The organism is Priestia sp. YIM B13489, from assembly GCF_042787645.1.
In the GTDB taxonomy this organism is placed as follows: Bacteria; Bacillota; Bacilli; order Bacillales; family Bacillaceae_H; genus Priestia; species Priestia megaterium.
In genome coordinates, this window is sequence record NZ_JBHZOQ010000053.1 from 4,247,931 (window position 1) to 4,263,818 (window position 15,888).

Below are 15,888 nucleotides of genomic sequence, written 5' to 3' on the forward strand. Positions count from 1 at the left end.
ATTAAAAAAGCACGCTCAAATTAGAGCGTGCTTTTTGCAGTTATTATTATTCTAGAAGAAAGTAAAATCCACTTCTATTAAATGCGAATTCCTTTTGGCTGACGCTCATCAAATGTATAAATCTCCGTAAATCCACACTGTTTTGCCATTTCAACTGCTTCTTTCATATGAGCTCCTACCGTTTCAGCAAAGTGTGAATCAGATCCAATTGTTAAGATTTCTCCGCCTAAATCGCGGTACAGCTCAACAACTTCCAGTGCCGGCAGCGCTTCGCCCAGCTTCCCTCTTATACCTGAAGTGTTAATTTCAATTCCAATATTGCGATCAATTGCTTTTTTCAAAATATCTGCAAGAATATCTTTGAATTGATGAAAGTCGTAAATGCCGTATTGCTCAAACGCATAGCGCTTCATTAAATCTAAATGAGCCAACACGTCAATGTCCGCTTCGCTTACTAGCTTATACATTTCATTAAAATAAGCGCGGTAAATTGCTTCTTTATTGTTCAGCTCCAAATGTTTACGAAGCTTGATGTTATTAATGTTATGAACCGATCCTAATATAAAATCAAAGTTCTCTTGCTTCATCGTTTCTTGATACTTCTCTTTTAAATAATGCGGCTCACAAATTTCAATTCCTTTTTTAATCACTAGCTGATTTTGAAACTGATCTCTGCATTCCGCTAGTTCTCGTTCATATTTATCAAAATCCATATGACCGTATGTTGGTGCTAATGGATTTAATGAAAAGTGCTCGGTAAAACAAATTTCGTTTATGCCGTTTTTCACAGCTTGCTCGCACACTTCTTTCATGACTGCCTGAGAATCAAATGAATTGTTCGTGTGATGATGGTAGTCTACTAGATACATAATTAGTCACCTCTAAGTCTATTATACATTTCTCCAGCTCTTACTGCACATAGAGACCCTTTTTCCCCTTATCCCGCCTTTTTTCGTTCATAAAAAGTATTTCCAATAAAAAAAGACATTTTCCCTCTTCCAGTAATCCTTGTTTTCTTATAAACTAACTTAATATAGCAGATGTTCTGACATACAACTTGACAAACAACTTTTACTTACAAAAGAGAAAGGAAAGAAGAAATGCAGATTGAAAAAAGTTTTGCTCAAACAAAAAGCCCCTTTCTGTCTTACTTGAGCTCTTATGCTAAAAAGGTGAAAGGAGAATTAAAAGAAGAACCGAAAATCAATTATAGAGATGCGGTCGTTTCTTCTATCGGAGGCTTAATTGCAATTATCATCAGCAGCGCGATTGCACTCGCGCTTGGTTATCCAATGGCGCTTGCTCCGATTGGCGCGAGCTGCGTGCTTGTTTTCGGGGCACACAAAGGTCCTTTATCACAGCCGCGCCACGTGCTTGGAGGACACTTGCTCGCAACAGTTTCCGCACTTATTATTTGGAGCTTATTTCATCGAAGTCTAATTACGATTGCGATTGTGCTTGCTTTTGTTCTTATTTTAATGATTCTTACAAAAACCGTTCATCCTCCCGCTGCAGCTAGCGCAATTGTCGCAATTAATACTCAAGCAGGCTGGGGATACTTAGGTATTATTATGATTTGTGCATGTGTCGTTGTATTGATTTCTACCGTGTATAATAATTTATTTCAAGATCGGCAGTATCCCAGGTATTGGGTTTGATATTAGGACTTATACATAAAAAAGACGTCTTTTATGAGAAGACGTCTTTTTTACGTATTGTTACCTACTAAGTTGTTTGCTTTTTCAAAGTCTATTTATCAGCTTTTACTTTACTTCCGTTGAACTAATAAGCTGATAAACTCCCAAACTTCCATCAGATAATTCTTTTACTTTATGAATGCTGTTGAATTTTTTGTATTTAACAGATCCGTCTCCGTACGAAATATCATACTCTTCTGTTGTATATACTTTATACATAGAGTCATCTAGTTTTGTTACTCTATTTACATTAAAGCTTAATAAATCTTCTGTTATTCCTTTTTTGATTAGGTAAGCGGTATAATCTTTTTGTTCCTTGTATTTTGGCCCGTTAGAATCGATATATGGCTCTGCAATAGAGAAGTCTCCACTGTTAATTGAGGAAATTGTAGCGTACATATATTGTTCGATAAAACTAGAAACTTCACTAGTAGATACTTCAGAATTGACTTTTGAACCTTTGTCCGTTGTCTCTTGATTCTTAGAAGGAGCCGACGCTTTTGCCGTAGCTTCTGTCGTATTTTCTTTATCAAAATTAAGCGCAACATCTTCCATACCTTTTTTAATTGATACTTCTTCCGTTTTCTTTTCTCCGCGTTTTGCATATAGTTTTACTGAACCGTCCATCGGGAGTGGCCCTAAATAATCAATATCGCCAATTTTTGTTTTTGTGTCTTTGCCATTAACGTACAGCATCGCATCATCATAATCTGAAGAGATGTATACTGCATGATCTGACCAATCAAACTCAACGTTTACATCTTCTCCGTTGGCGGCTTCAACCTCTTGTTCGTTTTCAACTTTTCCGTAATCATTTTGCACTTCACCTTTTACGGTATGCGTACCAGGTAAAAATGGACCAACCTTTTTAGAAGAGTCACTGCTTACCGTTCCAGCTTTTTGACCGTCAATATATACTACTGTCGCATCTTCCGTAGACTGAGCTTTTGCATATACAGGGTTTATTTGTACCGTGTAATGATCAAAGATTCCCCATTTCTTTCCGTCTTGTTCTAACTTAGCGTATGAAGAGTGATCTTCGCTTGGAACTCCTGCTTCAAGCGCTCTGCTATCTGCGGCTAACCCTTCAGAGATTGATTTCATTACATCCGGATTTTCGTGCAAATATGTAATAAATGATTTTGTTTGCTCATCGTTGGCTTCTAATTGAATTTGACCATCATTTACATATTTTTTTACTTTATCAACATCATTGCCCTTTACTGAAGCAATAAATTTTTCTGACACAGCTTTAGGCGCCATCATTGTTTTATCTATTCCGTAATAAGCGCCGCCAAGTATAGCAGCCGCTGCTATAACTGAAATCGCAATAACCTTTGTTTTTTTATTCGGAGGTTTTACCGATTCTCTCTCTTCCTCTACTGAAGCTGATGCGGGTTCTACGTAACGCTGTGTTTTTGCTCCTTGGCTAGAAGCCTCTTTTCTTTCGACGGGATGTCCACACTCTGGACAAAATTGATGCTCATTTGTTAACTGATGGCCACATTCTCTGCAATATCCCAATTTCTACACTCCTTTTTTATAATGGTATGAAAAAGCACCGCTGTACACGATGCTTTTGGTCGGCTTAAAATAGATCATTCAATTCACTGCTGTTTCCCATTCGTGTAATAATGGTTTTGGCTTCTTCTCCTAAACCATTCGCAATGAACGTCAGTACAATCGTAATGACTACATATACAATAAGAGTGCTGTAGATACGATCAAGCCCATTTGTTCCGCTTGGCTTAAAGCTAGCAATCGTAAATGGAACTACAAGGAAAATGCTTAACAAACCGAAATTCATAAAATAAGAGAAGTATTCAACATGGAGAAATGCAAGCACAAGCCCAATTAAAAGAAGAGCTGTTGGAATAATTAAAAACGTGCCAAAGCGTGAGAAGAATTCTTTAAAAGAAACGTCTACCTTTCCAAACTTTGCTGCAACATATGTTGCTCCGATAATAACCGCAAGTCCAATAAAAATGAAAACCCCTTGTTTAAAGACGAAATCCGTAAAATTGAAGTGAATGATGCTGTTTATATCTGTGGCTTTTATCAAATCAACGCCTGTATTAAAATCCTCCATGTCAGATGGAGCCAGCTCTTCACTGATAATAGGAAGCTTGAACATGCTTCGAACAAATTGAATCAACAATAGCTTCCAGCCTACATACAGCATAATAGGTATACTAAGAGCATAAAGAATGACTGTGATAAGAGCATTAACGAATTGGCTTTCGCCTGCTGCTTGTGCTGTAGCTGTTGGATTTTTAATTCCTTCTGCAAAATAACTAAAAAATGATTTTGACACTTTTTTCGCCTGACGGACACGCTGATTAGCCTGTTGAGGCGCATACGCTGGCTGCGGCTGAGATTGAGGCTGATATTCAGATGCTGCTGCCGCCTGGCTGACAGCTGCCTCTTCTTGTAGTTTATGACCGCACTTCACGCAAAACTTCCCGCCATCGTTAAAATGGCCGCAATTTGAACAATTCAAATACTCCTTCCCCCTTCAATAAATTGTTTAAAATATAGTCACATAGATTTATTTTGTTGAAACCTATATAATCCTATATTCATACCTTTTAGCATTATACACCATTTTTGGTATTTTAGGAGAAATGTTTTTAACGGATCAACTAAAAAAATCACTACCCAAACTCCCGCGCAGAATTCTTTCTTTTACTTCTGAGTCCATGGACATTATATAAATCTTCCTTCTATAATTTTGTTTTACCAATAAAACTATTTTATGCCTTAAGCATCTTGTTTTAATTTTCAGAATTGTTTATACTCGAAACATCTTTGTTTTTCTAGGAAAACAAAGGAGGTGAATTTGCAGCACGGTCTATACATACTCAAGGGGGATTTTTATGTTGAAATTAATTGGGGTTTTGCTAGTAGCAGTAGGTTTTTTATTTCGTTTAAATACACTGCTTGTTGTGACTGTTGCAGGCATCGTGACGGGCCTTGTATCAGGTTTATCACTGCATGAAGTAATCACGATGTTCGGTCAGTTCTTTGTTGATAACCGCTATATGTCTATGGCTATTTTACTTACCCTTCCTATCTTTGGCGTGTTAGAAAAATACGGGTTAAAGGAACAAGCAGAAGTGCTGATCAAAAAAGCGAAAAACGCTTCTTCTGGAAATGTTTTACTTATATATCTTTTTATCCGTGAAATCTCAGCCGCAGTCGGCTTAAATATTGGAGGACATGCTCAATCTGTACGTCCGTTAGTGGCACCTATGTCTGAAGGCGCAGCTCGTGCCAAATATGGAGAGCTTCCTCCTAAAATCAAAGAAGATATTCGCGCCCACGCAGCGGCAGCTGAAAATACAGGGTGGTTTTTCGGCGAAGATATCTTTATCGCAACGGGTGGAATTCTCTTAATGAAAGGATTCTTCGACTCTGTAGGCATTCACGTTGACGTCTGGGATATGGCGCTTTGGGGTATTCCAACAGCCATCGCAGCGCTGCTGATTAGTGCCATTCGTTTCCGTCAGTTAGACCGACGTATTCACAAAAAAATGACGAAGCACAAACCAACATCATCTTCAAAGACGGAGGCGAGTTAAATGAAAAGCATCCTGACGCTTGATACGATTTACTACTTACTCGGTATTATTGTCGCTTTTATCGCGATTCGAATCGCACGCGACCACAACCATCCTAATCGTTTAGGATCTTCTCTATTCTGGGCGCTGTTTTCCATTACGTTTTTATTTGGCAACGTGATTCCGCCTTTTTATGTAGGATGTTTGGTCATTATCATGGTGCTGCTTGCTTCATTTAACCGCGTCACTAAATCGAATGAAGCCGAAACGCCTGCTGAAGAACGAGTGGCTCACGCGAAGCGATTAAAAAACAAAATCTTTTTACCGGCTTTATTTATTCCTATTTTTACGATTATCGGCACTCTTCTTTTTGGAAAGATCAAGTTTGGAAACTGGTCATTGATCGACCCAGAAAAAGTCACGTTAATTTCACTGGCAATCGCAGCTGTCATTGCCTTTATCGCTTCAATGGGCGTCACAAAAGCAAAAATGGACGTGCCTGTTAAAGAAGGAAGCCGCTTGCTTCAAGCAGTGGGCTGGGCAGTTATTTTACCGCAAATGCTCGCAGCGCTTGGCGGTATTTTTTCAAAATCAGGCGTTGGAACAGTCGTTTCGGATATTGTAAGTGATATTCTTCCGACTAACTATGCTTTTGTAGCTGTGCTTGCTTACTGCTTGGGGATGCTGCTATTTACGATTGTCATGGGAAATGCCTTTGCGGCGTTTGCCGTTATTACAGGAGGTATTGGACTTCCGCTGATTGTACATATGCACGGCGGAAACCCGGCGATTATGGCAGCGCTCGGCATGTTTGCTGGCTACTGCGGAACACTTCTTACACCAATGGCAGCCAACTTTAACATCGTACCTGCCATGCTGCTTGAATTAAAAGATAAAAATGCCGTAATTAAAGCACAAGTGCCAATTGCTTTATCCGTGTTTGTAGTAAATACGCTATTAATGTACTACCTTGTATATCACTTTTAAAGGAGAGTAATAGAATGACAACTGTATTACTAACTGGCTTTGAACCATTTGAAGGTGAAAGCATTAACCCGTCTTTAGAAGCTGTAAAAGCTTTGGACGGCGTAGCTGTTGAAGACTATCACATTGTTGCTAAGCCTCTTCCCACTGTTTTTGGCGAATCAATGGCTAAGCTTCATACGTATATAGAAGACATCAGCCCTTCTATCGTCATTTGCGTTGGACAAGCAGGCGGCCGGGAAGGAATTACGGTCGAACGCGTTGCTATTAACGTAGACGACGCTCGAATCCCTGACAATATTGGTCAGCAGCCCATTGATCGCCCTATTATTGAAAACGGCCCTGCCGCATACTTTTCGACACTGCCAATTAAAGCAGCTGTCGAAAACCTGCGCCAAGCAGGCATTCCAAGCAGCGTCTCTCAAACTGCTGGAACCTTTGTCTGTAACCACGTGTTTTACGGACTCATGAACATGATTCAAAACTGTTGTATTAAAGGTGGATTTGTTCATATCCCTTACCTTCCTGAACAAGCCGTGAATCATCCAGGGAAAGCGAGTATGTCGCTGGATTTGATTGTGCAAGGGTTGCTTTCCATCACAAAAACCACAATTGTAACGGAAGATGATATTTTAGTTTCAGGCGGAGCTACTCATTAATGCTAAAGACCAGTTCATATAGAGAACTGGTTTTTCTTTTTATACATGCACAAATTTTTTATTTAATAAATTAATGGAAAGTATAAACAACCTCTGCTCTCAGTCGATATATAGTATGAACATATTTCCCAAAGATGTTCAATTGCTGTTATCCCGTCTTAAAGCGGGACACTTCTTGTATACAAGGATGTAAACCAAGAAGTAAAACCATTATACGGAGGTAAGGAAAATGAGAATTAATCACAACATTACAGCTTTAAACACGTACCGTCAGTACAACACAGCTAACAATGCACAAGCAAAATCTATGGAGAAATTATCTTCAGGTCAGCGTATTAATAATGCAGCTGATGACGCAGCAGGTCTTGCAATTTCTGAGAAAATGCGTGGACAGATTCGCGGATTGGACCAAGCTTCTCGTAATGCTCAGGATGGAGTATCAATGATCCAAACTGGTGAAGGTGCATTAAATGAAACACACTCTATTTTACAACGTGTTCGTGAACTAGCTGTTCAATCAAGTAGTGACACTAACACTGCAGATGACAGAGCTGAAATTCAAAAAGAAGTAACAGACCTAATAAGTGAAGTAGATAGAATTGCTACTGATACAGAATTTAATACTCAAAAATTACTAGATGGTACAGGTGGAGATGCTGGAAAGTTCACTTTTCAGATCGGGGCGAATAAAGATCAAAAAATTGATGTAACGTTTGCTAAAATGGACTCAACTAGTTTAGGGGTTAACGCTATTGATTTAAGTGCAGATGCCGCTACATCTACTGCTGCAATTGATACAATTGATGCAGCAATTAAAACGGTGTCAGATGAACGTGCTCAACTTGGTGCTAAACAAAATCGTTTAGATCACACGATTAACAACCTAAGCACTTCATCAGAAAACCTAACAGCTGCGGAATCACGTATCCGTGACGTAGATTATGCTTTAGCTGTCTAAGCAGCCCTAAGCACAGTCGTCCTAGCTGGTAACGGCTAGTGATTATAATTGGGTGAATTGCTGGAAACCCCTGAGAGCTCTTCTTACCACAGCGTAGTTGGAAACGACAGGCGTAACGGTTAAAAAAAGAAAAGATTGGGCAATCAGCAGCTAAGCTCCTGTGAGGAAACTCTGGAGAAAGTTCAACGACTAAGATAAACCGTCTAAGGCATCCTGCTACGACGATGAAATCTGTAGGGTAAAATATGCTGTTCCGCTTATTTATACCCGAAGTGCCCAACCCCTACTTCTTTGGAGGGTGAAGATATAGTCTAGTCATTTGTGAAAGCAAATGTTCGCACGATGGCGAAAGAAATGATGGAACAAACAAAGAATTCAATTCTATCTCAAGCTTCTCAAGCTATGCTAAGTCAAGCAAACCAACAGCCGCAAAACGTACTTCAACTGTTACGTTAATTGGCATTTCTAAAGGGTCTCCATAACGGAGACCCTTTTTTGTCATGTGATTTCATTTATTTGATCCTAGCATATTAACGCTATTGATTAATTAAATCATCTCTTCTCAACAAAAACTTTCCTTCTCAGCAAACTTCCAAAACCTTTTTTGATATGATAGTGTACAACGCTATCTACTTCTGTACAGAAAGTCATTTACCCGTACCTAATGAACGGCTGGATCTTGCTGACGTATTTGACCATCTATTAGTCTCTTTATATGTTTTACCAAATTTGGACGCTTCGAAAACCTATTCAAGCGTAAAAAAAAGTGATGTCTCCGTCGAGACATCACTTTTTTATAGAAATCGCCTCTTTAAATATTCGGCGATTTTTTGAGGCGCAGCCGGCTGACTGACAATATAGCCTTGGATAAATGTACATTCATGCTTTTGTAAAAAGGCAAGCTGCTCTTTTGTTTCAACGCCTTCTGCGATCACTTTCATGTTAAGAGCATGAGCTAAGTACAAAATGCTTTTTGTAATCGCCTGCTGCTTTCCTTTATTGGTCACGTGTTGAATAAATGTTTTATCGATTTTGAGCGTGTTAAATTCGAAGTCTTTTAAATGTGATAACGAAGAAAAGCCGGTGCCAAAATCATCTAAAGCAAACGTTACGCCAATTTTCTTTAATTCGTCCATGACTTTTTTTACGTGTTCTTCATACTGAATGATGGAGCTTTCCGTCACTTCAAATTCAATGAATGAAGGGTCGATGTTGTAATGAGCTAACGTTTGTTGAACGTGCTCTACAAATCCTCGTTTCAGCAAATGTTTAGACGAGACGTTAATCGAAACGGGCACGGTTTGTAATCCTTGATTTTTCCACTGCTGCAGCTGCTTGCACACATGATCAATTACCCAGTCGCCGAGTTCAATAATTAAATGAGTTTCTTCTGCTAATGGAATAAAGCTTTCCGGTGATACGCGTCCCCATTCCGGATGGTTCCAGCGAATTAACGCTTCAATACTATCAATCTCTCTGCTGTTTGTATGAACCTTTGGCTGATATTCAATAAAAAACTCATTTTGAAGAAGTGCGTTGCGCAGTCCTTTTTCCAGGTGATAGCTTTTATACGTCTCGCTGTCCATTAACGGAGAATACAGCTGCCAGTCGCTTCGCCCGATTTCTTTTGCACGGCGCATAGCAAGGTTAGCATTCGTTAGCAGCATCTTCACATCTTCACCGTCATGCGGGTAGATGCTGATTCCTATACTGGCTGTGACGTACAGAGAAAAGTCGTCAATGGTAATTTCTTTTTCGATTTCTTGAAAAAGAGCAGCAGCTAGCTTTTGACATTCATTGATATGTGCAAGAGATAAAAAACAAATCGCAAGCTCGTCTTCTCCTGCTCTAGACAGCATCACATCTGGCGTAACGAACTTTTTTAACCGATTGGCGATACGCTGCAGCAGGCGATCGCCTACGTCATGGCCTAATGTGTCATTAATATGTTTGAAGCGATTCAGTCCTAGATAAAAAACCGCTAATGAATCTCTTTCTTTTTTCATTTGTCGAATGAAATTTTTTAATTCTCTTTCAAACTTTCTTCGATTCGGTAAGTTTGTCACATGATCATGAGTCGCAAGATATTCAACTTGATCCATGTACTTTTTTTCTGCAGTGATATCTTCAACAATGCCGTCTATGCGCACTAGCTTATCATTCTCGTCAAGCGTGGGAATGCATCTATCTTTTACCCACTTTATCTCTCCTGTTTTTGTATAAATTCGATACTGATGACGAATTGTTTTTCCTTTTTGCAGCTGATGCTGCGCTTTTGCCACAGCTGGTTTATCTTCTGGATGAATAAAGCTTTTCCACAGATCTCTATTTCCTAAAAGTTTAGCCGCATCTTCTCCGTAAATGTCGCTAACACCACTAGAGCAGACAATCATTTCATTGCTTTGCACATTAACGGACCATATTCCAGCTTCCAAATTGTTGTAAATCGTTTGAAACTGCTGTTCTTTTTGCTTTAGTTCGTTCGTAATTACTTTCGATTCGGTAATATCGTGCACAACGCCGATCAGCTGTACGATGTTTCCCTGGTCATCTGCTACCGCATCCGCTTGTTCAAATACCGTACGTTCTTCACCGTTTGGCCGCATCAGCGTGTATTCAATTTTATAGCTTTCTCCGGTTGAAAGTGCCTCCATAACTGCTTCTTCTAATCTTTTTTGATCACAACCGTTGATAAATTGAAGAACATCTTTAAAAGAAGGAGTAAAAAGCTGATTAGGGTTTAATCCGTAAATATTATACAGCTGAGGTGACCAATAGCTTTTATCTTCCCGCACGTCGTAATACCAGCTTCCTACATTCGCAAGCTTTTGCTCCATTTTCAAATGTGTTTCTAATTTAGAAATGTGATTAGAGCGCTCCTGTTCTTTTGAATCATCTCGGCACACGGCGTAGACTCCCGCTACTTGTTCACTTATGATAATAGGAATAAGCGTAATATATAAATGAAGTTCTTTTTTTGTGTTGTGATTAATCGTTGTCGAAAACTGAACTTTTTCCCCTTGTAAAGCACGTTGAAAGAAATTTTGTGCCTGCTGTTGTTTCGATTTATGTATAAGAGCTGTCAGCTGCTGGCTTTTTTCCTTATGCTCGTTTCCTGTTAGCTTGAAGGCTGCTTCGTTGCTAAACATGATATCGCCTTCACAGTTGATAAAAAAAATACCTTCACTGTATTCTTTTAAAAGCTGCGTATTCAAACGATCAAGATGTTTCATCATCATGATCGACTGCTCCTTCTCCGTGTTTTTATCCGGCAAGCTCTCATGGCGCCTCCTTTTATCTATTTCTTTTATATTATTATAAGCTATATTTGACATATATTTCACCCTACTTTCCCCAAATGAGGAACATCTCAGGTAAAAATAACTGAAACCGTTTTTAAAGTCTTTTTAGTTTGGTAAAATAAAACATATAAAGGAGGGATAGCGTGACTCAAAGTGCTAAAAAATTCGACTTATTTTCTAGAGGTTCTTTTCAAACCGCTGCTTTTCTGCTTCTTTTCTCGCCTCTTTTTACTCGTTTGTTTCAGCAGAACGTCTGGGCGTATATAATAGTCGCTTCTATCATGATTCTTTTTAATTTCATTACCGAGTGTATTCTAGTAAAAAGAATCAGCTCCGTGCCTAAAAACTACACTGCTTTTTTCCAAACGATTTGTCTGCCTGTGAATACACTTCTGCTATGTTTTTTCTACTACATTACGTAAAAAAGCATCTATCAATTTGATAGATGCTTTTTTATCTTATGACTTTTTCAAAAGGCTCGATACATGCTTGGCTACAATCGATCCTTGACCGGCTGAAGAGCTGATACTAGAAAACAAGGGATTCGTGCACGCGTCTCCAATTGCATAAATAGCTGGGTCGCTGCTTTGATGCACTTCATTGATGACGATGAGCCCGCTTTGTGTAGTGGTGACTTTTTCTTTAATAAGTTCAACATTGGGCGCTACGCCTAGTCTAATCAGTACTGCGTCTACTGATAGGTTCTTACATTCACTGTTTTTACTTTTTAAATCAATCGATGTGACGTGATGCTTTCCGTGGATAGCCGTCACTTCGGTATCTGTCATCACTTTAACACCGGGGTCGGAAAGCACTTTTTCAACGTATTGCTCTCTTGCTTTAAAATGCGTAGAACGATGAATCAGATATACTTCTTTTGCTTGTGATGCTAAAAGATGTGCTCCTTCAAAAGCCCTGTCTCCTCCGCCAATGAGAGCAACCCTTTTACCTTTTAGCCGTTCTCCATCTGCTGAAGCAGAATATACTTCTCCTCGGTCCATCATTTGCTGCTCACCCGGCACTCCGAGCTTTCGCTGACTAGAACCCGTTGCTAAAATAAGATACGTATAGCCAATTTCTTTTTCTGTTTCTTGCTGCTTTACTTTTACTGTTTTAGAACATTCGTCAATAGAAATTACTTTTGTATTGGCTTCATATAAGCAGTCCATATCGATAAAATGCTGAACCATTTTACGCTGCATTTCGATTCCATTTTCCGCTTGTATTCCGGGATAATCAATAATTTCATTATAAATAGTAAACAGCTGTCCGCCTAACTGTGCCTGTTCTTCAAGAAGCAAGCACTCAACGCCTAGCCTTTTACACCACACGGCAGCAGAGATACCAGCGGGTCCTCCGCCAATAATCAGTACGTCAACATGTTGCATACAGCTCACCTCGCTTCTGCTTCTCAGCTTATATGGCTTTTTATTTCTTTACATTTGTCGCTGTAAAAGAGATAAAAATTCTCCTCGAACCTCTGGTTTTTCCATAAATGTTCCTCGAACAGATGAAGTGGCTGTAGAAGCTGAAGACTTTTTAATTCCTCTTCCGCACATGCACATATGCTTCGCTTCAATAATCACCATAACCCCTTTCGGCTCTAACACTTCTTCGATTGCATCTGCAATTTCATTTGTTAGACGTTCTTGCACTTGAAATCTCTTTGCATATCCTTCTACCGTACGAGCGATTTTAGATAAACCTGTAATTTTTTTATCCGGTATATACCCAACGTGAGCAACGCCAAAGAACGGCGCAAAGTGATGTTCACACATTGAATGAAACTCAATGTCTCGTATTAACACCAATTCATTGTGATTCACATCAAATGTTTTTTCCAAATGAGCTTTCGGATCTTCTCGGTAGCCTTCCGTGTATTCTAAAAATGCTTTTAACACGCGGTACGGCGTCTCTTCAAGACCGTCTCTTTCCGGATTGTCTCCGCATAAATCAATCAGTTCTTTCACCGCATTCATAAATGTGTCAGCTTGACCGATTTTTTTATCTATTTCAGTTGAATTCGTGTCTACTGTTTCTAAAAATTTTTGAGCAATTAAATTTTGTGTACTAAGTGCCATCTTTTTATGTCCTCTTCCCTTTTCTTAGTAAGTTTATTTTCAAATGATGTTTTTGCTTCAGCTATTTAAAAATGCTGCTTCAAAATCTTCTGCAGCAAGAGGCTTGCTAAATAAGTACCCCTGCATGTGATCACAGCCATTTTCCATTAAAAACACTTTTTGATATTCTTCTTCTACACCTTCTGCGATTACCTGCAGCTTTAAGCTTTGAGATAAGCTGATAATTGCCTGCGCAATTTCACTGTTGCTGTAATCTTCTTGAATATCCTGGATAAAAGACCGGTCGATTTTCAAACAATCGATTGGTAATTTTTTCAAATAACTTAATGAAGAATATCCGGTTCCAAAATCATCGATAGAAATTGATATACCATATTTCTTTAATAGATGTAAAGCTTTAATCGTTTCTTCCGCGTTCATCAGCAATGTACTTTCCGTAATTTCCATTTCAAACCATGTAGGATCAAATCTATGGAGGGAAAGAAATTGCTGTATTTCCTTAACCAACACAATCGGATCCTGGAATTGCCGCGGAGAAAAGTTAACTGCTAGCGTCATTTTTTCGTTTCGGTCCTTGTTCCATTTACTGACTTGAGAACAAGCTTTCTTCATGACAACTTCCCATAGAGACTGAATCAAACCTGCTTCTTCTGCTATAGGGATAAATACTTCCGGAGAAACAAATCCAAGCTCTGCGTCATTCCAGCGAACTAATGCTTCTACGCCGGTGATTACATTGCGCTTTGCTTCTATTTTCGGCTGGTAGTAAACATCAATGTCACCTTTTTGAATCGCTTTTCGCAAGCGCGTTTCGATGTGAACTTTTTCAGCTTGTTTTTGATTTAATGAATCATGATAAATACTTACTTTACTGCCGCCTTGTCTTTTTGAAGCATACATGGCGACATCTGCATACGTAATAAGCGTGTCCAAATTCGTAGAGTGCTCCGGATAAAAGCTTAATCCGCTGCTGATACTGACGAAAACTTCATCACTGTCAATATAGCAGGGCTGTTGAACATACGCCATGATCTTCTCGGTAATACCTTGAACTTCTTCCGGTGTAAAATCGCTGAATAAAATAACAAACTCGTCTCCTCCTTGCCTTGTAAGAAAATTGTTAGCAGGAGGCAGACACTCTTTAATACGGTTGGCTATCAGCTGTATAAGCTGATCTCCTTTTGAATGCCCTAGCGTATCATTAATATCTTTAAACCGGTCTATATCCATAAATAACACGGCTACGTGACGAATGGACTTTTCCTTCGACTCAATTAAGCGCCTGTTTAATTCTTCTTTAAAATATCTTCTGTTTGGCAATCCTGTCAAAAAGTCGTGGTACGCATGATACTCACTTTCTTCCTGACTTTTCTTTAAATCGTCTACATATGTTTTTAAAAAGTGAGAAAGGTGGTTAATGTTTGCTACAAGTCCTCCCAGCTCATCTTTTCTTCTTACATTCAGCACCTTGCCAAAATTGCCTTTGGCGATTTGATTTACGTGCTCCATAATATGTTTAATTGGCCGCGTAATGGATGTAGAGAAGACAAAGCTGATAATAAGGACAATAAAGATAAACGGAAGAGAAAGCAGTAAATGTTTGATTAATTCTTGCTGCAGCTCTTTTTCAATAAGTCCGTAGTCATACACTACGCCTATTACGTAAGCTGGAGAGTTTTTTTCTTTAATCGGTACCAATGTCTTTAATACTTTTTTATGATTAATTTCAGCAAGATAGCTTTGTGATTTTCCCGTTTTTAAGACCTCTTGTATGGATTTTTTATCCCGTTCGGTATTTCGATACGTGTATGTTCCATACCAAATCGGCTGATCTTTTATTTTAATATATTTATTGCCGTTTAAGTATACGTTTTGATTTCTTTTCCCGAAATTTTTGGGGTTAAAAACGGTTAGTTCAAGAACGCCTTCCAGATTTTCTGTAAAGCGGTTCATCACGTTCGTAGGACCGAACCTTTTTTCAAAATCCAGTACGTGCCGATCACGGAAATAAGGATCAATAATATAATTAGTAGACCCGTCGTAATAATAGCCCCACTTGTCAATGTGATTAGGGTTGCTAGAGGCTACTTCAATGGGACCGCTCCAAAAGTGAGGTAGAGTCACTCCTTTTTTGGTAGTAATCGGCTGCTGAGAAAGCAACTGCTGAAAAGATGTATACCAATAGCCCCACTCTTTTGTAGACATATCGATTTCCTTAGGGTCAGAAGATTTTACGCCTATAATATCATCTCCTGCAGGAGCTAATAATGTAATGTGAGATATCATCAGTTTTTTAGCCAGTCGCTTTAACTGGTCATTGCTGACGTCATGGTAATCAGCAGGCAAAGAATCCTGAATCGCAATCGAGGCCGTTCTTAATTCCTGTGCCATTCGATTTTCCATATAAGAAGCACTATTTTTGGAGTTTTCGACTTCGTACGCAATTTCCTCTGTTACCAGCGTGATTTCTTTTTTGTTAAATTCTATTAATCTATTTTTTGATCGAATGTAGTGCAAAGTGTTATTCGCTAGTAGAATACACAATACCAGCAAAGTAAAGAATACGGACAACTTTTTCTTTATCGACACTAGTGATGGCCTCCTGTTTAAAGAACTGCTCCGAAAGTTTTAAAACCTGTCTATATGC

The 15,888-nt window shown here is 39.0% G+C and carries 13 protein-coding genes; 6 read left to right on the forward strand and 7 right to left on the reverse strand.

Going from position 1 to position 15,888, the window contains the following annotated elements:
* Window positions 1-77 precede the first annotated feature (77 nt).
* Window positions 78-869 carry a histidinol-phosphatase HisJ family protein gene (locus ACFX4W_RS27775; protein ID WP_280559164.1) on the reverse strand — a complete coding sequence of 264 codons (792 nt, stop codon included), beginning with the start codon at window positions 867-869 and terminating at the stop codon, window positions 78-80.
* Between the two features lie 231 nt (window positions 870-1,100).
* On the opposite strand from ACFX4W_RS27775, the gene ACFX4W_RS27780 reads away from it, so the two are divergent.
* On the forward strand, window positions 1,101-1,658 hold the full coding sequence (locus ACFX4W_RS27780; protein ID WP_377560400.1) for an HPP family protein: 558 nt from the start codon (window positions 1,101-1,103) through the stop codon (window positions 1,656-1,658).
* Window positions 1,659-1,763: 105 nt separating this feature from the next.
* On the opposite strand, the gene ACFX4W_RS27785 is transcribed toward ACFX4W_RS27780, so the two are convergent.
* On the reverse strand, window positions 1,764-3,221 hold the full coding sequence (locus ACFX4W_RS27785; RefSeq protein WP_280559163.1) for a zinc ribbon domain-containing protein: 1,458 nt from the start codon (window positions 3,219-3,221) through the stop codon (window positions 1,764-1,766).
* A 64-nt stretch (window positions 3,222-3,285) separates the two neighbouring features.
* A complete protein-coding gene (locus ACFX4W_RS27790; protein WP_280559162.1) occupies window positions 3,286-4,197 on the reverse strand; it encodes a zinc ribbon domain-containing protein in 912 nt (303 codons plus the stop codon).
* Window positions 4,198-4,573: 376 nt separating this feature from the next.
* Here ACFX4W_RS27790 and ACFX4W_RS27795 point away from each other — a divergent pair, with 376 nt between their 5' ends.
* The 4 genes from ACFX4W_RS27795 (at window position 4,574) to ACFX4W_RS27810 (ending at window position 7,858) form a co-directional block, all read left to right on the forward strand.
* A complete protein-coding gene (locus ACFX4W_RS27795; RefSeq protein ID WP_043979920.1) occupies window positions 4,574-5,278 on the forward strand; it encodes a DUF969 domain-containing protein in 705 nt (234 codons plus the stop codon).
* Window positions 5,279-6,244, forward strand: coding sequence for a DUF979 domain-containing protein (locus tag ACFX4W_RS27800; protein ID WP_280559161.1), 966 nt, complete (start codon window positions 5,279-5,281; stop codon window positions 6,242-6,244). It begins immediately after the preceding gene.
* 14 nt (window positions 6,245-6,258) lie between these two features.
* Window positions 6,259-6,900 (forward strand): pyroglutamyl-peptidase I, encoded by a 642-nt coding sequence (pcp, locus tag ACFX4W_RS27805; RefSeq protein ID WP_280559160.1) that lies wholly within the window; start codon window positions 6,259-6,261, stop codon window positions 6,898-6,900.
* A gap of 229 nt (window positions 6,901-7,129) precedes the next feature.
* Window positions 7,130-7,858: a flagellin N-terminal helical domain-containing protein gene (locus tag ACFX4W_RS27810; protein WP_013082095.1), complete on the forward strand. Its 729-nt coding sequence runs from the start codon at window positions 7,130-7,132 to the stop codon at window positions 7,856-7,858.
* 794 nt (window positions 7,859-8,652) lie between these two features.
* Here the strand turns inward: ACFX4W_RS27810 and ACFX4W_RS27815 are convergent.
* Complete coding sequence (locus ACFX4W_RS27815) at window positions 8,653-11,097, reverse strand: sensor domain-containing protein (protein WP_280559159.1); 2,445 nt, start codon at window positions 11,095-11,097, stop codon at window positions 8,653-8,655.
* A 206-nt stretch (window positions 11,098-11,303) separates the two neighbouring features.
* On the opposite strand from ACFX4W_RS27815, the gene ACFX4W_RS27820 reads away from it, so the two are divergent.
* A complete protein-coding gene (locus ACFX4W_RS27820; RefSeq protein WP_043979929.1) occupies window positions 11,304-11,582 on the forward strand; it encodes a hypothetical protein in 279 nt (92 codons plus the stop codon).
* Between the two features lie 36 nt (window positions 11,583-11,618).
* On the opposite strand, the gene ACFX4W_RS27825 is transcribed toward ACFX4W_RS27820, so the two are convergent.
* The 3 genes from ACFX4W_RS27825 to ACFX4W_RS27835 are packed head-to-tail and all read right to left on the reverse strand — an operon-like array spanning window position 11,619 to window position 15,830.
* Window positions 11,619-12,548, reverse strand: a complete 930-nt coding sequence (locus ACFX4W_RS27825; RefSeq protein WP_280559158.1) for an NAD(P)/FAD-dependent oxidoreductase — start codon at window positions 12,546-12,548, stop codon at window positions 11,619-11,621.
* Window positions 12,549-12,596: 48 nt separating this feature from the next.
* The gene (folE, locus tag ACFX4W_RS27830; protein ID WP_165575478.1) at window positions 12,597-13,241 is read right to left on the reverse strand and encodes a GTP cyclohydrolase I FolE; all 645 of its coding nucleotides are present in this window, start codon (window positions 13,239-13,241) and stop codon (window positions 12,597-12,599) included.
* Window positions 13,242-13,298: 57 nt separating this feature from the next.
* Window positions 13,299-15,830: an EAL domain-containing protein gene (locus ACFX4W_RS27835; protein WP_280559156.1), complete on the reverse strand. Its 2,532-nt coding sequence runs from the start codon at window positions 15,828-15,830 to the stop codon at window positions 13,299-13,301.
* Window positions 15,831-15,888 lie beyond the last annotated feature (58 nt).

Excerpts from the sequence above, each read along its gene's own strand:
- ACFX4W_RS27775 (WP_280559164.1), bottom strand. The coding sequence starts at position 869 with ATGTATCTAGTAGACTACCATCATCACACGAACAATTCATTTGATTCT.
- ACFX4W_RS27780 (WP_377560400.1), top strand. The coding sequence starts at position 1,101 with ATGCAGATTGAAAAAAGTTTTGCTCAAACAAAAAGCCCCTTTCTGTCT.
- ACFX4W_RS27795 (WP_043979920.1), top strand. The coding sequence starts at position 4,574 with ATGTTGAAATTAATTGGGGTTTTGCTAGTAGCAGTAGGTTTTTTATTT.
- ACFX4W_RS27800 (WP_280559161.1), top strand. The coding sequence starts at position 5,279 with ATGAAAAGCATCCTGACGCTTGATACGATTTACTACTTACTCGGTATT.
- pcp (WP_280559160.1), top strand. The coding sequence starts at position 6,259 with ATGACAACTGTATTACTAACTGGCTTTGAACCATTTGAAGGTGAAAGC.
- ACFX4W_RS27810 (WP_013082095.1), top strand. The coding sequence starts at position 7,130 with ATGAGAATTAATCACAACATTACAGCTTTAAACACGTACCGTCAGTAC.
- ACFX4W_RS27815 (WP_280559159.1), bottom strand. The coding sequence starts at position 11,097 with ATGATGATGAAACATCTTGATCGTTTGAATACGCAGCTTTTAAAAGAA.
- ACFX4W_RS27825 (WP_280559158.1), bottom strand. The coding sequence starts at position 12,548 with ATGCAACATGTTGACGTACTGATTATTGGCGGAGGACCCGCTGGTATC.
- folE (WP_165575478.1), bottom strand. The coding sequence starts at position 13,241 with ATGGCACTTAGTACACAAAATTTAATTGCTCAAAAATTTTTAGAAACA.